We start from the raw sequence: 18,145 nt of genomic DNA on the forward strand, positions 1-18,145 counted from the left end.
TTCTTTGACAAGAAAAGCCACGTGTATGCAGATAAACAAAAACACGCCTCTTAGCCAAAGGGGCTAAAGGACGTGCTTTGCTGATAAGCCAACCATCAATTACTCAAGGATATAAATAAGTTCCTACAAACTTTGGATGATACATGCAGGCTTATGCTTTTTTGCGATAAAAAAAGGTTTCCGTCGATTCCAGACCATATTGGTTAGGAGAAAAGATTTGCTCTGTACTACCGACAAATAACACACCGCCGGGACGAAGACTGGCTGCAAACTTTTGATACAACGTATGTTTTGCCTCTTCTGTAAAATAAATCATTACATTTCGACAGATAATGAGATCATAACCATCCTCAAACCGATCCAGCAGCAAGTTTTGCTTTTGAAATTTCACGGCTTGTTTCAAACGGTCATCAATTCGATACATCGCACCATCCGGCTTAAAATATTTGCTAGCCACCTGCTCAGGTACATCCTTGAGCGAACGCTCCAAATATTTGCCTTCCTTGGCTTTTGCCAATGCACCGTCATCAATGTCGGAAGCTGTAATGGAACAATTCCCCAAAATCCCTTTACCGTCGAGAACCATAGCCAGGCTATAAGGCTCTTCACCAGTCGAGCAGGCCGCACTCCACAGCTTAAGCTTCTGCTTCCCCACAAGCAGCTGTGGCAAGATTGTATCCCGCAGCACTTCCCACCGATTGGGATTTCGCCAAAATTCCGAAACATTGATCGTCATTCGATCCAGAAATTCATAGAATAGAGGTTTTTCCTTCATCATGGCATCATAAAAAGAAACAAAACTGGGAAACCCGTTTTTGTTGCGAAGCGTAGTTAACCGCCTTTTCATCTGTGCTTCTTTGTATTGTGCAAGATCAATACCTGTGCTGTCCTTGATTTTGCGGATAAACGCTGTGTAATCGGGGTCCGTCTGACCCAGTTCCATATCCGTCATGCTACCATCCTTCTTCATACGTAATTTAACTTACATCCAGGTCGCCACACTTTTTTCATACCGAACGGATTCTTCCGGCATGAAAAAATTTGCAATCTCGCGTTCTGCGCTCTCCGGTGAATCTGAACCATGAATGAGGTTAAACGGTGTATGTGCTGCAAAGTCTCCACGAATTGTGCCCGGAAGAGCTTCAGTTACTTGTGTTTTACCAATCAACAAGCGGGAAAGCGTAACGATGTTATCCCCTTCCCATACCATAGCAAACACAGGACTTGATGTGATAAAACCTACAAGCTCTTCAAAAAAAGGCTTGCCCACATGCTCCGCATAATGCCGTTCTGCCTGTTCTCTAGATACTTGCACAAGCTTGCCAGCCGTCATTTTGAAGCCTTTGTCTTCCAGTCGACTGATGATACGTCCAATCAATCCACGTTGTACACCATCCGGTTTAACCATCAAAAAAGTACGATCCATCGGCTCACTCCCAATCCAATCTAATGTATTTATACAGTACTAAACTGTATTGTAACAGAAAGCTTGGAACCGGTTAAAGCATTTTGTCACAGCAAACCCAAAACACAACTTTAGTAGGAGCGGCGTGTTACAAAATGAGCAATATCGCGTAGCGTCTTTTTTGTTTTGACATCTGGTAGTAAGTCCAGCGCGTTTAGCGCTTTATTAATATATCGGTCGGCGAGAATTTCAGCTTTAGCGATTCCTTCACTTTTTTTGATCATATCCACCGCTTTGCGTGCGTCTCCTTGCCCATCTCCATCCTGAATGCGGCGGATTTCAGCCAGTAGATCGGCACGCAACTCAGGCTGTTCAAGCGCATAAATCACCGGAAGCGTAATATTCCCCTGTCTCATATCGCTGCCCGGCGGCTTGCCAATCTTTTTTTCCGTGCCACACAGATCAAGCAGATCATCCTGAATTTGAAAAGCCATACCTACGTTATAGCCATAGCTGTACAGCAGGGAATTGACACTTTCTCGTGCCCCTGCAGCCATAGCTCCCAGCTGGCAACTAACCGCAATCAACAATGCCGTTTTTCGCCGTATGCGAAGCAAATAATTCCGCACACTCTGATCCACATTAAAAAAATCACGAATTTGTTCCATTTCACCAATGGACATCTGCACCAGCGCTTTAGACAGTACCCGGTGAATGTCGGGATTCGGCAGTCCAGCAGCAATAGACAGCGCACGTGCATATATGTAGTCTCCGGTGTACATAGCCACCCGATTGTCCCATTTGGACTTCACGGTGGGTTGACCGCGTCTCATTTCCGCATCGTCAATCACATCGTCGTGAACGAGAGAGGCAGAATGAATCAGTTCCAGAGGTACCGCTATACGCTTGAGCTTGTCCAGATCATATTCTCCAAACTTGCCTCCCAGCAATACAAATACGGGACGCAAACGCTTGCCCCCTGCTTTAAGCAGATGAAGCGACGTATCATTAATCAACGGCTCCGTACTGTCGATACTGCGATACAACTCTTCTTCTATAAAGTTCATATCCTTCTTTAATAAACCGAACAAATCCAATCGTTTCATTCTTTCACCCGTGTCAGCGTATTGTCACTCCAGAGAAGCGGCTTCACTCGTCGGTCAAGCAGCCCCAGTTCATGCGCATACTGAAAATAAAGCTCTAAACCTTGTTGTTGCTTCTCTCCAAAATCATAACACAGATTAGTAAAGTAACGCTCCCAATAATCTCGCAGACCTCCAATTTCCTCGCATGCTTCAGAAATAACAGGCGTCAGGTCCGACAGACTACGCTGCTTGCTTACGCGGAACGCACTTGCAATTTCAGCCACCGCCGCGGGATTTTGAGCAGCAACAGCACGTCGTACTGCCCATACAGCAAAAGTCATACTATAACCCGTCCAGCGCTTCCACTCTTCTCCGAGGTCCGTAACATACAGACCTTCGCTTCGCCAAGATGCCTTAATCGCGTGATCTCCAATCAGTAGCCCTGCATCTGCCTGTTCCAGCATCAAGTCAAGATCCGGTTCACAGTCAAAATAGGAAGGCTGACCTTCCCATGCCTTTTGCATCAAAATTTTCAACAAATTCACGGATGTAGCAGACGTATTCGTTAGTGCAATGGTTCCGTTTTTGATTTCGTCCAGCGGCTTGCGTGAAAATAGTAAAATGGATTGCACAGGACCATCTGCACTGACGGATAAATCCGGCAACAATAGCATTTCCTCAGCACCCGATGCATACGCAAATGAGGACATCGCACTGATATCCAAACTCCCATTCAGCATACCTCGATTCAATTCAGCCGGAACTTTAGAAACCATCTCCGCCGAATGGAGAAGCTCAGAAGGATTAAAATAATGAAAAATAGGCCAAGCGTTTGTATATTTAATTTTTCCGATTGTGATTGTCTTGGTGTCCGGCGTCGGCATCGGAATCCCCCCATCTCGTAAACAGTTGATGTTCTATACGCAAGCTGTCCAATACTTTGCCTACGAGGAACAGCACAATATCATCCAGCGTCTTCGGATGAAAGTAAAAAGCCGGCATAGCCGGAATCATTTTGACGCCGAGTCTCGCAAGCTTAAGCATGTTTTCCAAATGAATGGCATGTAGAGGTGTTTCACGAGGCACAAGGATCAGCGGACGACCTTCCTTCATCATCACGTCCGCTGCTCTCGCCATAAGGTTATCGGACGAGCCGTGTGCTACTGCTGACAACGTCCCCATCGAGCATGGCATAATAATCATCGCATCCACCAAATAAGAGCCGCTCGCAATCGAAGCTCCAATATCTGTGAACGGATGGTATACAAGAGAACCGGGACGGCCTCCGAATTGTTCATTCAAAGCCCCTTCCCGGTCAGTCACATTCCAGCCCAACTCCTCTTTCAATACCCGCCAGCCAGCATTGGAAACGATCAGGTGAACTGTGTATTGCAAGTCCAGCAAAGTCTCTACCAGTCGCACACCATAAATGCTTCCGCTCGCGCCTGTAATGCCAATAACGATTCGTTTGCCTTGATGTCCGCTCACCTGATTATTCATTAGTATTGACGCACCACCAAATCAATCAGTGTAAAGGCAAACACGACAGTGCTAAGTACACCGTTCATAGTAAAGAATGCCGTCTGCAAACGACTCAAATCTTTTGGAGATACGATATAGTGTTCATAAAATAAAATAATGTACGAAATAATCATGCCCGCCAGATACCACCAGCTTAAATCTGCAATAAAGAACAGTACAATAAATCCGATTGCCGTAATGACGTGGAATGCCCGAGCGATGTTCAACGCACCTGCTACACCAAAACGGGCAGGAATAGAATAAACTCCTTCGTTTTGGTCAAAATCTATATCCTGACAAGCATAAATTACATCAAATCCCGCCGTCCAAAATGCAATCGTGAGATATAGTACGATAGCAGTCAAATCTATTTGTCCCGTTACTGCAACCCACGCGCCGAGTGGCGCCAAACCAATGGTCAGACCAAGCACAATATGGCAAAGCCAAGTGAAACGCTTGGTGTAAGAATAAAAAACGAGCATAAAAAAGGCCAGCGGGAACAGCTTGAACGCCAGCGGACTTAACTTGAATGATGCCCAGAATAACAACACCAAACTGACGATAATGAAAATCACCACTTCGCTCGATTTGAGCAACCCCGCCGGGATAGCGCGTCCTGCTGTGCGCGGATTTTTCCCGTCAATCACCCGGTCAATCATACGATTGAAGCCAAAAGCCGCGCTACGTGCGCCAACCATAGCTAGCAGAATCCAGCCGATCTGCGGCCAAGAGGGAAGGTTGCCTGTCACGATAACAGACCCCAATACAGCCCCCATGAATGCAAATGGGAGCGCAAATAACGTATGTTCAATTTTAATCATTTCCAAAAAAATAGCAATTTTCTTAAACATGCTGACTCTCCTTGATTCCAATGTGCAATGCCGCAATGCCTCCGGTGAGAGAATGAGCCTGAACATCCTTCAATCCGACTTCACGGAAGATGCCAGCCAACTCATCCCTTCCTGGAAAAAGCGCCAACGAATCAGGGAGCCATTTATACTGCTCATAACGTTTGGCGAACAATTTGCCGAGCATGGGCAAGATGTGTTGAAAATATGTGTAGTAAATTCCCTTGAACGGCTGCCAAGTAGGTTTGGACAATTCCAGACATACGACCTGCCCGCCAGGTTTGACGACTCGTTGCATCTCCTGTAACACGTGGCGCAGATCAGGCACGTTGCGCAGACCGAAACCAATCGTCGCATAATCAAATGAATTATCTTCAAAAGGTAGTTCCATCGCGTTGCCCTGAACAAGCTTAATTTGCTTTTCACGGGATTCTGATGTAATCTTACGCTCGCCAACATTGAGCATGTTCTGACTAAAATCGAGTCCTACGATGTGACCACTTTCACTTGCTCGTGCCATCGCAAGCGTCCAGTCACATGTACCACAGCAAAGATCAATTGCCGTATCGCCGCGATGCATGTTCATTTTTTTCATCGTAAATTTCCGCCAAGCCTTATGTCTGCGAAAGCTCAGTATATCGTTCATCAAATCGTATTTACCTGCTATGCTTTCAAACACGCCATGAACGAATTGCTCTTTCGGCTTGGTGTCGCTTGATCCCATCACGTTCACCTAACCTTCCCTCACAACTGGGTGCGGACTATTTAGCAGCTTCAGGAAAGGCTCAAGCATGCGTTCAAATTCCTCGATCCCCGTATTTTGATCATCTGACAGGATCTGCCGGATGTGTGTAACAGCCGTGCGAAGCTTGTCCAGTATCGCATCCTCGGCTTTGTATTTCAGAACAAGCTTACGCCATGCTTCAGTGTCAGTACCACTCTCTGAAAGCAATGCCTGCTCGTTCCGGTCCCCGTTACCATAAATATGCCAGAACATATATCCGAAACGGGACTTGTCCGGTTCTGTCCGCTTGCCCCATTCCTCCACCAAGGTGTCACAGAGGGCAAATTTGTTGAGAAGCTGCTTCCAAATTTCCTGATCCTGTTCTGCTACAAGTGAAGTGAATGATAAAAAAAGCTCCTTTTTGAAACGAACCATCTGAGTTAAATACTGAGTTGCATCCAATCGGAATTGCTTCATTCCCCAGTACAGATTCATTTTCCCTGCGTTCACTTCACATACAGCATCACTCAGCTTCGAAATGGCCGTGATGCGGCCTGCCAGTGCAAGCAGCTGATAAAAACGACTGCTAAAATAGTCCCCAGCTAACACTTTCAGCTGTCTGGAACGCATCTCCTCCGGGCTCCGTATACCGGATAAAGTATCAATCATATCATGCGTATCCAGCCCCATCTGCACAAGCGAGGTTACCAATGCGTACAGTTCGTCCTCACTGGCATGCAGCTCCTGCGCATTCCGGTTCAAAAACACAAACATCAAACGGGTACGGCTGTCAGGAAAAGCCGGCATTTCCGTATGTTGTTGAATCATGTCGTATTCCACATATTTCCTTGCTAATTGGGGTACGCGATACGGTTTCATCCTAAGCCTCCGAGACATGACTTTCTGCTATACTCAAATAATTGCAATGCCTTATATTATATCACAATTTAAAATGATTCGCGACTAAAGTACTGTAGGTCCACCGGCAGAAACATCTAATCTGTATATACACCGTTAAACCTGTTTTGCCACATGGGCGTTACCGTAATGCGGAAACGGGACCTCAAATCCTCTGGCAATTCCGCGCCTTCCCGGCTTCTCAGCTGTTCCAATGCCTCGTTCGTCCACTCGTTCCGGCGTATATCGGATGCAAGCAGCAAATGACGTTCTCCTGACCATTCATCCTGTGTCACCACCCGAAGCAGCAATTGCCGTACATTCGTCGTTCCGTAAAAGCTAAAAGCGGCAAGCTCCGCCATGTTTTGATAAATCTCTAGTGGGGCAGTTTCTTCCTTAGACAGCTTGACATCCAGGGTCAGGACTGAATGTTCCCAGCTTGCGCTTGCAATCGGTGTGGTCAACGGCAGCTCATTCAGCGTATCCACCAGATTGTCATCCGACAGCAGCACCCGTTGCTGAGGCGAAATCGTCGCCTGTGTCTCGCGAACTGCTGCGGTTCCTGAGTCCAGCACCTGTAAGGACGGCAGCAACACAGCTGCTGCGATGGTTATGAGAATGGAGCCACCGAATACAATCCAAGGTTTCATCAGAGCCTCCCCTGACCTCTACCTCATAATGTGGGTTTGCTACGGTAAAGGTCCTCACTCTCATTCTACAACAAAAAAAAGCAGGCTATGCCTGCATTTTAATCCTCCGTATCTACTACCCCGTGCTTGGTCATCACAACGGCTTTGCCGCGAATTTTAATAGCAGAAGTATGATCCGTAAATTGGACGATCAGTACTTCGCCCTTGTCCAATTTTTCTGAATGATGCAAGCGTGTATCCTGACCTCTGGTCAGACCAAAAACCTGACATCCGTTGCTTTTCGCTTTAATTACGACGTACTCACTACTACCCGTCACATTATCTTCCATGTCCTTTTCCTCCCTGAGAGCCGAAGCTATACTTTTTATGATGGAGATTCAAGCTTGTTTTGTCAACTACATGCTTCCTTCGCTACCTGCAACAATTAGCGTGTCCCGAGCCATACTATCCGTGCAGTCCCATCCATTAAAGAAAGGAACGGATCTGATGAAAAACTATCTTCCCGCCAATCTCAGTCCTGCCCAAATCGAACGACTTCAACAGCTGGAGCATGAATTTGCTGAGCTAACAGGTGAACCCCTAGTGCTGATCGCTTATGCCTCGCGAAACGGCAGAACAGCTTCCTCTTCTCCAGTCCATAGCACCTCTACCACGAAGTAAACAGGACAAAAAGAAAAGGCCGTGAATCAAATTCACGGTCTTTTCAGCGCATTGGGAATATGTAAGAAATCTTATTTAATTCCGTCTTTGAGCGCTTTACCCGGTTTAAATGCCGGAATTTTACTCGCAGGGATTTCGATTTCTTCTCCTGTTTGCGGGTTACGTCCTTTACGTGCGGAACGTTCACGAACCTCAAAGTTCCCGAAACCTACCAGTTGCACCTTATCTCCGCTTTGCAGCGCTCCAGAGATCGCCTCAAATACTGCATCGATTGCTTTGGTTACGTCCTTTTTGGACAATTCAGTGCTTTCAGAAACCTGATTGATCAAATCCGTTTTATTCATAATATTCACCTCCCAATTCAAGTGTAGTCCAGCATTAAGGTTATCGGTGTTAATGACCGATATGAGGTCGCCTGTATAAAATAACCCGGGCGGCGTACTGCCTTCCATAATGTTATCATCTGTTTCCGTTTCGTCGTTAAATATACATAGAATATACCTAACCTCCGCAATATAGGCCGAAACTGGCGTTTTATGGCACCCTTCTTGCGTGGAACAAGGTTTATAGTAATACAGTCCACAGACAATTTCAAGTACGACGACGGTTTAACACGTAAAAAGTAACGGCCAGCGCAAGTACCAGCACTACTCCTTTGACAATATCATGGGCAAAATATTGCACATTCATCATCGTTAGTCCATTAACCAACACACCGATCAACACTGCACCAATAAATGTACCAATGACATTGGGTTTACCAGCACCAAAGACCGAAAAACCGACGAATACTGCAGCTACCGCCTCCATCAGCAAGGGGGAACCCGCGTCAATTTGGCCTGAGCCTACTCGCGAGGCATACAAAATACCGGCAATCGCCGCAAATACGCCTGAAGCAACATAGGCCAGAGTACGGACTTTTTTTACCCGTATGCCTGACAGACGAGCAGCTTCCTCATTTCCACCCGTTACATACATTTGACGCCCATGCTTTGTATAGGTCAAGAAAACATGCACCGCTGCCACAGCCAGCAACAGTAAAATAACTGAAATCGGGATACCCAACCATTTACCTTGCCCCAGCAAAAGAAATGCAGGAGATATCTCCCCCGGCGCCTTGCTGCCATCGGGAAACTGCATATGATTGTATATGGTATAGCCCTGGGCGTACGTTTTGTGAATCCCGCTTACAATATACATGATTGCAAGGGTTGCGAGCAAATCAGGAATACGCAGTTTAATAATCAGTAATGAATTCAACAGTCCTACCAAAGCACCGACAACCAGAGACACAATAATGACCACCGCAACAGGCTGCTCATACCAGACCATCAAAGAAGCTGAAACGACCGTTGTCAAAGATACTGTAGCTCCCACCGATAGGTCAAAACCGTCCACAATAAGTGACAACGTCACACCAATGGCAACGAAAGTCACAATGGCAATTGAGCCAAGAATGTCCATTAAATTATCATACGTCCAGAAATAAGGTAATGTAGATGAAAAAAACGCTAACACACCTATAATGACAACTACGGCACCGTAACGAAATGAGACGTTTAACCATTTTTCCTTCATGAATGCACCTCTTCACCGCCGCTGGCATACAACAGAAGCTGTTCCTGTTCCACTTCGCCCCGCGCAAATTCCTTTATAATTTTTCCATCATACATCACTGCAATCCGATCACCAATGCCAATCCCTTCAGCAAATTCACAGGTTAGATAAATGATCGCTTTTCCTTGCTCCGCCAACTCGCCAATGATACGGAAAATATCACTTTTTGCCCCTATATCTACACCCTTGGTTGGCTCGTCAAAAACAAATACATCCGCTCCAGAATGCAACCATTTCCCAATCGCAACTTTTTGCTGATTCCCACCACTTAAATATTTAACATTCTGGCGGAGCGATGGCGTCTTAATACCGAGAGAGGCGACAATTCCATTACCGTTATTTCGTTCTTTACGCCGACTGATGAAACCAAGGACACTCAGTTTGCCCAAAAGCGGAAGGCTGAGGTTTCTTTCCACACTCTCCTCAATTAACACCCCCTGCTTACGCCGCTCCTCGGGTATGGACACAATTCCTTGAGCTACCGCGTCCGCTGGCTCTCTCAATCGAATGGAGCGACCTTTAAAGGTCAACTCTCCCTTATCCGGCTTGTCTGCTCCTGTAAGAAGTCGTGACAGCTCTGTCTTGCCTGCACCAACCAAACCCACAATAGAGAGAATTTCACCACATCGGACTTGTAAATCAATGCCGTGCACTCGTAATCCTTTGTGAAGCCCTTTCGCTTCCAATACCGTTTCACCAATCGGTACCTCTGTTTTTGGGAACTCCTCTTCAAATGTTTTCCCAAGCATATGCGTAACGATGTCGCCTACACTTAAATCAGAGGCAGGCCCCGTGAACACGCGCTCACCATCACGCATCACCGTAACATGGTCACTGTGTTCGATAACCTCCGGCAATCGGTGTGTGATGAGGATACATGCAACTCCCTCATCCTTGAGTGTATGGATTGTGCGGAACAAACGTCGCGTTTCTTCCTCGCTGAGCGGCGCCGTAGGCTCATCAAAAATGATGGTATTTGCTTGCTGTGTCAGAATGCGTGCAATAAGCACAAGCTGTTTTTCTGCCAACGTCAATTCAGACACATATCGTCTTACGTCAATATCTACCTCCAGACGTGCTAATGCCTCACGCGCTCGTCTGCGCATAGAACCCGGTGCAGCCCACCATCGACCATCAGGTGCAGACAAATCGTCCATTACAATATTTTCAGCGACAGTTAACTGAGGTACAAGCGCTGAATCGACCTCCTGATACACACAGTGAATTCCCGCTCTTTTGGCCTCCCACGGTGAACTAATGTTCAGTTCCTTCCCACCAACTACGATAGCTCCCTGATCGGAACGATACGCACCGGACAAAATCTTCATCAATGTGCTTTTCCCTGCCCCGTTGGCGCCCAGCAGAGCGTGAATTTCGCCACCCTGCACCGTAAAATCCACGGCTCGCAGCGCATCTACACCAGCAAACTGTTTGCTGATTTTTTTCATTTCCAATGTATATACTTGTGAACTCATGGTGCCCCCTCACGCCTGCTTATGATAAAAGCGCGCCGAAGCGCGCCTTTGCGTTATGCAAACATTTTATTTGGACGTTTCATATTCCTTCATCCAATCCTTATAGCCCTGCTCGCTTTGGCCCCATCCCTTCACATATTGGGACAGCTCGGATGTGGAAATTTGCTTATCTGGCAGCGCTTCGCGTTGCACATATACAGCCTTCAGTACAACTTTCTCCTCCGGATTATCCCCATGCAACTTCTGATATGCATAGCGCACTTGTACGCGCCCGATATCTGTTGGATCTACGGCTGCCGAGGCCACCCAAGGATTTTTCGGGTCCTGGATCATTTGCAAGTCCTCGTCGCTCATGTCAATGCCGTAGACTTTAATTTCCGTACGTCCCGCTTGTTGGATGGCACGGGCTGCACCTTTGGCAAACTCATCCCACGCCGCCCAGACGGCTGTAATTTCGCCCTTAGGATATTGCTTTAATACAGCTTCCATTTTGGCTTGCGTATCCAACGCAGGATTCTGAGCCGAACCAAAAGTCGCAATTTCTTTAATATCTGGATTGGATTTCAAAAATGCACCATAAGCAACCTGACGACGTTCCATCGGTGCAAATCCGGCAACCCATACTTTCACAATGTTGCCTTTGCCACCGATATCCTTTTTCATTTGCTCCAGCGTCAGCTCAGCCATGCTTTGGTCATCCTGTGAGAGCACTACCGCACCCGGAACATTGACGGCAGCATCAAACACGATAACCGGAATATTGCGGGAAATTGCTTTTTTCAGCCCTGTCTCCAGCAATGCATCACCGTGATCAGTCAAAATGACATCAAATTGCTGGTTAATCGCACTATCAAGCAGAGAAGCCATTTTAGCCTTATCGTTATCTGCCACAAACTTAGTCAGCGTACCGCCAAATTTCTTAACTTCCTCTTCCACACCTTGAACATACTGTTGCGAAAATGTGCCCGTGTTAAACTCCATGATCAACGCAACCCGTTTACCCTTTAGATTTAAATTGTCCGTTTTTCCGTTTGTTGTATTCGATCCTGCAGTGCTTGTCCCTTGAGTGCCGCTCTCTGTCTTCGGCACGCCACATGCAGTGACCAGCAAAACCAGCACCAGTAGCATGATAGCCCCCAGCCCTAGCTTTTTGTTTCTTTGGAGCTCTTTTTGGATATTCATGATTTCATTTCCCCCTCGTTCAATCCACAAAATAATTCAAATTTGATACTTAATATATCGCTTTAAACCAAGTATGTAAATAGGTTTTATGAAATATAGAAAAAATTCCGACTACATATGACAAAATACGACAATTCCACAAAAAAATTAAACAACCGCCCCCGATTGAATAACGGGGAACGGTTGCTGCATAGAGGTGTCTTTTTAGTTCTCTACTTGACAGGGTACGCCACAGGATCGATTTTTGCTTATGCTTAAAATGTGAACATCATGAGCGGAGACTAGCCTGGAGATACAATCTCCTTGTCATTTTCAATATGAGGACGCTCCCATCTAACTTATTTGGAGCACTGCTTTACCAGAAAACTTCCGATCTATCAGTTGTTGGGCAATAGTTCCAATTTCCTTCCACGATGCCTCCACTTCGATCCTTGGTACTAACTGGCCTTTTGAAACAAGCTCACCTAGTAATTTCAGATCTTCCGCTGGCGAATAGCGATTTATCTCCTCTCCTAGAAAGAAGCTGTACAAGGTCCTACCACCTAAGCCCCTGATATTAATCGTTGCGTAAGGTGAGGACGAATGTCCCATGGATACACAAATCCCTTCTGGCACAAGCTGAGGTAGTAATGCAGCTAGCGTATCACCACCTACTGAATCCAAAATTAGATGATAAGGTCCAAATGTATCAACCGATGAAATCGCCGTATCTCCAACGATAACCTCATTAGCACCAGCCTCTTGAACAAGTAGAGCTTTTCCCTTGGTTCTGGCTACACCTACTGTAAAAGCTCCTGATTGCGCTGCTAGCTGGTGTGCAAAAATCCCCACTCCGCCAGTCGAGCCAGTTATCAATATTCGCTTACCGAGCAGCATTCCTCCTTTTCTAAGCGTATAGAGCGCTGACAGACCGGCTACCGGTAAAGTAGCAGCCTGGGCGAAGGTAATATCATCGGGAAATTCAGCCAGTAATGAAGTAGGGGCAGCAACTTGTTCGGCCCATGCTCCCATTGGGAGAAGGCCTACCACACGGCTTCCTTGTTTCGGACCCGTGCCATCTTTGGCCTGCTCGATGACGATCCCAGCAAAATCCCAGCCTGGTCTGATCTGTCTTCCATTATTCCTTGCATCTACAACTTCACCCCGATTAAGAGAGAAGGCCTGTACTTGAACGATCGCTTCCCAAGGCTGGGCCTGTGGGGCGGCAACTTCCTTTATCGCGAAAAATCCTGAAGCAAACGGATCTGTTACAATTGCACGAACCATACGATCTCCTCCATGATTATCATTGAGAACCTCTTGTAAATAGCTCACCTTTTTCACAATGTAGTATACTGTAGGGAATCATCTGCACCAAGTGTAGAACTACACCTCATTATGAAAAGGATTGAAAAAGGATGACCATGCACAAGGACGAGGACTTCCAATATAAAACATTAAAAATCGTATTGGGAGAGATTGAAGCTGTTCGCATGAAACGTCAACGGGAATATACTGAGCTATCTCACCCGTTATTGAAACGATTTACTCAGCAGGAGCTTAATGATGAGGCATGTCCTACGTATAAAAATCTATTGGTTGGACGGTCTCGTCGAATACCGGATCGGCAAACGATGATCCATATTGCTGAGTATCTGGAGTGCACTTCAGATGAGCGCAATGATCTTCTCCTCGCCGCTGATTATCTTCCGATCCATTACGAATTGGAGGGACGGTCTCTGGAGCTGGCTCTGGAGCAAGCGCAGCAGATCATGAGTAATTTGCCATTTCCGGCAATGATCGTTACTCATACCTTAGATATCAAGGGGTTAAATGAGCCGTTTCGCCATTTATTTGATATCCCCTCCGATTCTTTTATGAATGGAAAACTGAATAAAGTTGATTTTCATTTTAACTCCGATTTTTCCATTCGTCCCCGTTCTACCTTCGATGCTGAGTCGTTCGAAGAGTGGGAGTCTCATGCTATTTACGGGATACAAGCTTTCAAAAGATATAACATGTTTTCCCGATACGACCATTGGTATAAAAAGTTAATTGACAGATTTCGAAAATACGACGATCTTAATAAATATTGGAGTATGCAGCCAAAGGACTCATCAAATGAAGTTGAGCACTCTAAAATCATTTTGGCCAGAATGGGAGCCATGGCCGATTTAGCCCCCATTCGCTACAAGCAAATTCATCTTTCTGTAAGCAGCCACATGTATCCTGGAATTGAAGTGTACTTACCGATTGACGAACCTGGACGCAGAGTATTTGAATATTTGGGGTGTCCTGCCGAATGCCAGAACAACGCTTTTAATAAATAGCCAGTCAATTGCTATATCGATTATAAGAATCGTTCATTGCAAATTAAATAAGCCTCGGTGCTACGTTGAAAGAGACCAAATATGAAAATGACTACCAGGGTAATCACGTTGTGAAACTCATTAATCGGATTGTTACATTTGAACCTAAATCCCGCTAGGAGAAACGAAAAGCTCAATAAAAACAGAGGTAGTCTAGGACTTTATTTTCTCGTCCATGGCTACCCCTGTCTGGTTTTAGAGGTCAGTCTAATATTTTGTTTTTGCGAACCATAGAGAGCCAATTGCTCTCCACGGTATTTCTCTTATACATTTTTTTGGGTGTGGCTTAGCCTTAAAGAATAATAGCAATGAGACCGCCGGAGCCTTCATTAATGATACGACCCAGCGTTTCCTGCAGCTTATAGCGTGCATTGTCCGGCATCATAGCGATTTTACCCTGAATGCCTTCCCGTACAATGGAATGCAGCGAACGTCCGAAAATGTCTGACTCCCAAATTTTGATTGGGTCATTCTCAAAATCCTGCATCAGATAGCGCATAAGCTCCTCACTTTGCTTCTCTGTTCCGATAATCGGAGCAAATTCCGATTCCACATCCACACGGATCATGTGTATAGAAGGTGCTGTTGCCTTGAGCCGCACACCAAACCTTGTGCCCTGACGAATCAACTGCGGATCGTCTAGTGCCATTTCGGACAACGACGGCGCTGCAATGCCATATCCCGTTGTCTTGACCATTTCCAGCGCCTCGGCGAAGCGGTCGTACTCCCGTTTGGCATGGGCAAAATCCTGCATCATTTGCAGCAAATGATCCTTGCCGCGAATCTCTACCCCGACGACTTCGACCAAAATCTGGTCATATAGCTCATCGGGAGCATACAGATCAATTTCAGCTACGCCCTGCCCCATATTCATCCCGCTCAATCCGGCCCTGTCGATGAATTCATATTCCATAAACTGGCCAACCACTCGATCTACATCACGCAGACGTCGAATATCTTTAACCGTATCGCGAACGGAATTTTCATAATTGCTACGCAGCCAGTGCTCTTCGTTCAGTACCATGACCCAGCTCGGCAGGTTTACATTCACCTCATGCACCGGAAATTCATACAATACTTCACGAAGTACGCCTGTAACATCATCTTCCGTCATAGTCGCCGCGCTGAGTGTCATAACTGGTATATCGTACTTGGCAGCCAGCTCACTGCGAAGCTGGAGTGTTTCATCACTGCGCGGATGCGTGGAGTTGATAACCAAAACAAATGGCTTGCCAACTTCCTTCAACTCCTCAATGACGCGTTCCTCCGACTCTACATAAGAGCTGCGCGGGATTTCCGCAATCGTGCCGTCTGTAGTGACTACCACACCGAGCGTCGAATGCTCCTGAATAACCTTGCGTGTACCAATTTCCGCCGCTTCCTGAAAAGGAATGGGTTCTTCGAACCATGGTGTGGAGATCATCCTCGGACCATTTTCATCCTCGTACCCTTTTGCTCCTTCTACTGCATATCCTACACAGTCAACCAGACGTACATTCACGTCCAGTCCTTCCGTTACTTTGATCTGGACGGCATTATTCGGTACAAATTTAGGCTCCGTCGTCATGATCGTCTTGCCTGCCGCACTTTGCGGCAACTCGTCTACGGCGCGGGCACGGTCCGCCTCACTTGTAATGTTCGGCAGAACAATCGTCTCCATAAACCGCTTGATAAACGTTGATTTTCCTGTTCGGACTGCGCCGACGACCCCAAGATAAATGTCTCCTCCGGTGCGTTCGGCAATGTCTTTAAAAATGTCCACTTTCTCCATTGAAATCCCCTCCTCAAAAGTCTCCGAAGGAAAAATGCTTAAAGAGCATCCGCTTCGTGTTCAACCAACTGCTTGATCCCAGATGCGGCAGAACAGCCTTTAAAATGCCCGGAAGTCGTCCGCCGCCGAGATTCAGGAGACTGATGGAATCGGCGAAACGGCGTAAACTCGTACATGCATTTGGACTGATACCATCATATGTATCCCCTCCGTAAAATATGTTTAGTTTTTTAAAAAATAGATTACGACACAGCGATCATTGCAGAAACGATATTTTACGTTTGGGTCCACTCACCTAATATATGCGGGGCAAGACTCTCCCATGACTTCGTCGCTAGACTAAATAAAAAAAGGATGTTTCTCCTGACCGTTTAGAGTCGTCGGAAACCATCCTTTTTTATTCTCCTGATATAATCGGCATTACCACAGTTCATCATCCATCGCCTGACGCTCCAGTTGCCGCCTGATAGCCGCCTTAAGCCTATCCTCCGGTACGGTTACCTGCATATCGCCTTGGACACGCGCCTGGCAGGATAAGCGTATTCCTTCATCCAGTAAAGGTCCCAGCTTACGCTGCTCTGCATCGCTGGGTTGGCCTGCGAATTCAGCCCATTCCGGTGATATCTGTACCTTACACATCAGACAGGCTGCTTTTCCGTCACAACGAGTGGGAATATATACACCCGCTTTACGGGCAGCCTGAAGCAATGACGTACCCTGACCGACCTGTACGCGCCTGCCTGACGGCTTGAACATAATCTGCACATTCATGAACGGTCCTCCATTCGTCTTTCTCCTAACACACACAGCTTATACTTCATTGCCCATCAGGATGACGGAATGCAACTCGGGCCAAGGCAGAAGTTCTGCAAGCTTGTCCAATTGCTCCTCATTCCAAATATTACTGACTAGTAGCTGCTTCAGTACAATGATATGACGTCGCGGGTCGCGCTTCATAACATCTGCAATCGCTTTATATCGGTCGGGTCGATTTCGCAATATATTGAATAAAAGTTCATGACTGAGCGGCATCAGACGCAGTGAAGCACTCCCCAGCTCAAGCTGAACCCCAGCCGACCAAAGTAGTCGCTCAATCTCTAAGCGGTATAACGCTCCGCCACATAATACCTCAAATCCCCCCACCAACTCGACTGGAAAACCCTCCAAGTCATAGTGGCTCAGCAATGAAACGTAAGAGCCGCTACGGTCAACCTGCTGTCGATCTATACTCATACCCAGGGGGTGCGCATGGAGCTGCTTTGCAGCATGAATATCCGCATAAATATCAATGTCCCGAGGCAGGCGATCCAGTTCAACTTCTTGCACAAGTAGTGAACAGCTCCCCCCCAGCATCCACGGAACCGACACTTTTGACCAGCTCTCAGCCAAGCTACTCAGCGCAACTGCCAGATTGTGAGGAAGCCTGTCTACTAACACTGATGATATTGCCTCCTTCAACATCGTTTCCTCCTTTGCTGTCTTTCCTTCCGTTTCCTGATGGGCATCATTATAACATGTTCGACAGGGCAGTTCGATATTTTGTGTACTGAAAAAGAGGTTAGCTGCTCCAAAATATAAAAAAAACCGCGAACCTTCCCGGTTCACGGTGAATAATACTAACCGGCGTGCGGCCAGCGGTCTATTTTTTCATCATCATTTTCATCAACGCTTCCATATTGGAAGGATTCATTCCGCTCTTTTTGACGGCACCAACGATATCCCTTACTGTATCTTCCGACACCGGAATGTTGGCCATCGCAGACACCTGCTTGATAAGCTGACGCAGTTGCGCTTCGCTTTGAAGCGTGTCCGCCTTTACCGTGCCTGCCAGCTTTTTCACTGCATTTTCGGATATGTTTTTGCCACCTTTTTTGTTAATGGCCTTCAATGCATCTTTCGGAAAGTTTTTATTCACAATCTCCCCTCCTCCGCCATTGCTCAACTCAGTCTATGAGTGGCGGA

General features: G+C 46.5%; 21 protein-coding genes. 2 read left to right on the top strand and 19 right to left on the bottom strand.

From position 1 onward, the window contains the following. Positions 1-151: 151 nt before the first annotated feature. The 10 genes from NLX82_RS02255 to mtrB all read right to left on the bottom strand — a co-directional run bounded on the left by NLX82_RS02255 (position 152) and on the right by mtrB (position 7,459). Positions 152-952 (bottom strand): CheR family methyltransferase, encoded by an 801-nt coding sequence (locus tag NLX82_RS02255; RefSeq protein ID WP_023989169.1) that lies wholly within the window; start codon positions 950-952, stop codon positions 152-154. A gap of 30 nt (positions 953-982) precedes the next feature. Next, positions 983-1,426 carry a nucleoside-diphosphate kinase gene (ndk, locus tag NLX82_RS02260; protein WP_209942701.1) on the bottom strand — a complete coding sequence of 148 codons (444 nt, stop codon included), beginning with the start codon at positions 1,424-1,426 and terminating at the stop codon, positions 983-985. A gap of 110 nt (positions 1,427-1,536) precedes the next feature. After that, positions 1,537-2,511 (bottom strand): polyprenyl synthetase family protein, encoded by a 975-nt coding sequence (locus NLX82_RS02265; protein WP_013310723.1) that lies wholly within the window; start codon positions 2,509-2,511, stop codon positions 1,537-1,539. Beyond that, positions 2,508-3,374: a menaquinone biosynthetic enzyme MqnA/MqnD family protein gene (locus NLX82_RS02270; RefSeq protein WP_028540636.1), complete on the bottom strand. Its 867-nt coding sequence runs from the start codon at positions 3,372-3,374 to the stop codon at positions 2,508-2,510. The genes NLX82_RS02265 and NLX82_RS02270 overlap by 4 nt, the downstream gene beginning before the upstream one ends. Then, on the bottom strand, positions 3,331-3,990 hold the full coding sequence (locus NLX82_RS02275) for a UbiX family flavin prenyltransferase (protein ID WP_013310725.1): 660 nt from the start codon (positions 3,988-3,990) through the stop codon (positions 3,331-3,333). Before NLX82_RS02275 ends, NLX82_RS02270 begins: the two co-directional genes overlap by 44 nt. After that, positions 3,990-4,862 (bottom strand): UbiA-like polyprenyltransferase, encoded by an 873-nt coding sequence (locus NLX82_RS02280; protein ID WP_028540635.1) that lies wholly within the window; start codon positions 4,860-4,862, stop codon positions 3,990-3,992. Before NLX82_RS02280 ends, NLX82_RS02275 begins: the two co-directional genes overlap by 1 nt. Then, positions 4,855-5,583 (bottom strand): demethylmenaquinone methyltransferase, encoded by a 729-nt coding sequence (locus NLX82_RS02285; protein WP_023989173.1) that lies wholly within the window; start codon positions 5,581-5,583, stop codon positions 4,855-4,857. The genes NLX82_RS02280 and NLX82_RS02285 overlap by 8 nt, the downstream gene beginning before the upstream one ends. Before the next feature lie 9 nt (positions 5,584-5,592). Beyond that, positions 5,593-6,462, bottom strand: a complete 870-nt coding sequence (locus NLX82_RS02290; RefSeq protein WP_076295286.1) for a heptaprenyl diphosphate synthase component 1 — start codon at positions 6,460-6,462, stop codon at positions 5,593-5,595. 116 nt (positions 6,463-6,578) lie between these two features. Next, on the bottom strand, positions 6,579-7,130 hold the full coding sequence (locus tag NLX82_RS02295) for a hypothetical protein (RefSeq protein ID WP_254347449.1): 552 nt from the start codon (positions 7,128-7,130) through the stop codon (positions 6,579-6,581). Between the two features lie 98 nt (positions 7,131-7,228). After that, positions 7,229-7,459 (bottom strand): trp RNA-binding attenuation protein MtrB, encoded by a 231-nt coding sequence (gene mtrB / locus NLX82_RS02300; RefSeq protein WP_013310730.1) that lies wholly within the window; start codon positions 7,457-7,459, stop codon positions 7,229-7,231. A gap of 37 nt (positions 7,460-7,496) precedes the next feature. On the opposite strand from mtrB, the gene NLX82_RS02305 reads away from it, so the two are divergent. Next, positions 7,497-7,790 carry a hypothetical protein gene (locus NLX82_RS02305; RefSeq protein WP_034095056.1) on the top strand — a complete coding sequence of 98 codons (294 nt, stop codon included), beginning with the start codon at positions 7,497-7,499 and terminating at the stop codon, positions 7,788-7,790. Positions 7,791-7,861: 71 nt separating this feature from the next. On the opposite strand, the gene NLX82_RS02310 is transcribed toward NLX82_RS02305, so the two are convergent. The 5 genes from NLX82_RS02310 to NLX82_RS02330 all read right to left on the bottom strand — a co-directional run bounded on the left by NLX82_RS02310 (position 7,862) and on the right by NLX82_RS02330 (position 13,330). Then, positions 7,862-8,134, bottom strand: a complete 273-nt coding sequence (locus tag NLX82_RS02310) for an HU family DNA-binding protein (RefSeq protein ID WP_013310732.1) — start codon at positions 8,132-8,134, stop codon at positions 7,862-7,864. 247 nt (positions 8,135-8,381) lie between these two features. Beyond that, a complete protein-coding gene (locus tag NLX82_RS02315) occupies positions 8,382-9,368 on the bottom strand; it encodes an ABC transporter permease (RefSeq protein ID WP_013310733.1) in 987 nt (328 codons plus the stop codon). Further along, the gene (locus tag NLX82_RS02320; RefSeq protein WP_254347450.1) at positions 9,365-10,882 is read right to left on the bottom strand and encodes a sugar ABC transporter ATP-binding protein; all 1,518 of its coding nucleotides are present in this window, start codon (positions 10,880-10,882) and stop codon (positions 9,365-9,367) included. Before NLX82_RS02320 ends, NLX82_RS02315 begins: the two co-directional genes overlap by 4 nt. A 66-nt stretch (positions 10,883-10,948) precedes the next feature. Then, the gene (locus tag NLX82_RS02325; RefSeq protein ID WP_013310735.1) at positions 10,949-12,064 is read right to left on the bottom strand and encodes a sugar ABC transporter substrate-binding protein; all 1,116 of its coding nucleotides are present in this window, start codon (positions 12,062-12,064) and stop codon (positions 10,949-10,951) included. A 333-nt stretch (positions 12,065-12,397) separates the two neighbouring features. After that, positions 12,398-13,330 carry a zinc-binding dehydrogenase gene (locus NLX82_RS02330; RefSeq protein WP_028540632.1) on the bottom strand — a complete coding sequence of 311 codons (933 nt, stop codon included), beginning with the start codon at positions 13,328-13,330 and terminating at the stop codon, positions 12,398-12,400. A gap of 131 nt (positions 13,331-13,461) precedes the next feature. On the opposite strand from NLX82_RS02330, the gene NLX82_RS02335 reads away from it, so the two are divergent. Next, entirely contained in the window at positions 13,462-14,373 is a 912-nt protein-coding gene (locus NLX82_RS02335) for an MmyB family transcriptional regulator (RefSeq protein ID WP_023989180.1), read from the top strand. 331 nt (positions 14,374-14,704) lie between these two features. Here the strand turns inward: NLX82_RS02335 and spoIVA are convergent, their stop codons facing one another. From spoIVA to NLX82_RS02355, 4 genes are all read right to left on the bottom strand, one after another. Then, positions 14,705-16,183, bottom strand: a complete 1,479-nt coding sequence (spoIVA, locus tag NLX82_RS02340; protein WP_023989182.1) for a stage IV sporulation protein A — start codon at positions 16,181-16,183, stop codon at positions 14,705-14,707. Between the two features lie 420 nt (positions 16,184-16,603). Beyond that, entirely contained in the window at positions 16,604-16,954 is a 351-nt protein-coding gene (locus tag NLX82_RS02345; protein WP_028540631.1) for a 2Fe-2S iron-sulfur cluster-binding protein, read from the bottom strand. Between the two features lie 39 nt (positions 16,955-16,993). Then, entirely contained in the window at positions 16,994-17,644 is a 651-nt protein-coding gene (locus NLX82_RS02350; RefSeq protein WP_068941592.1) for a hypothetical protein, read from the bottom strand. A gap of 178 nt (positions 17,645-17,822) precedes the next feature. Continuing rightward, positions 17,823-18,098, bottom strand: coding sequence for a stage VI sporulation protein F (locus NLX82_RS02355; RefSeq protein ID WP_013310741.1), 276 nt, complete (start codon positions 18,096-18,098; stop codon positions 17,823-17,825). Between the last annotated feature and the right edge of the window lie 47 nt (positions 18,099-18,145).

The sequence above is a fragment of the Paenibacillus sp. A3M_27_13 genome, assembly GCF_024213315.1.
GTDB classification, from domain to species: domain Bacteria; phylum Bacillota; class Bacilli; order Paenibacillales; family Paenibacillaceae; genus Paenibacillus; species Paenibacillus polymyxa_B.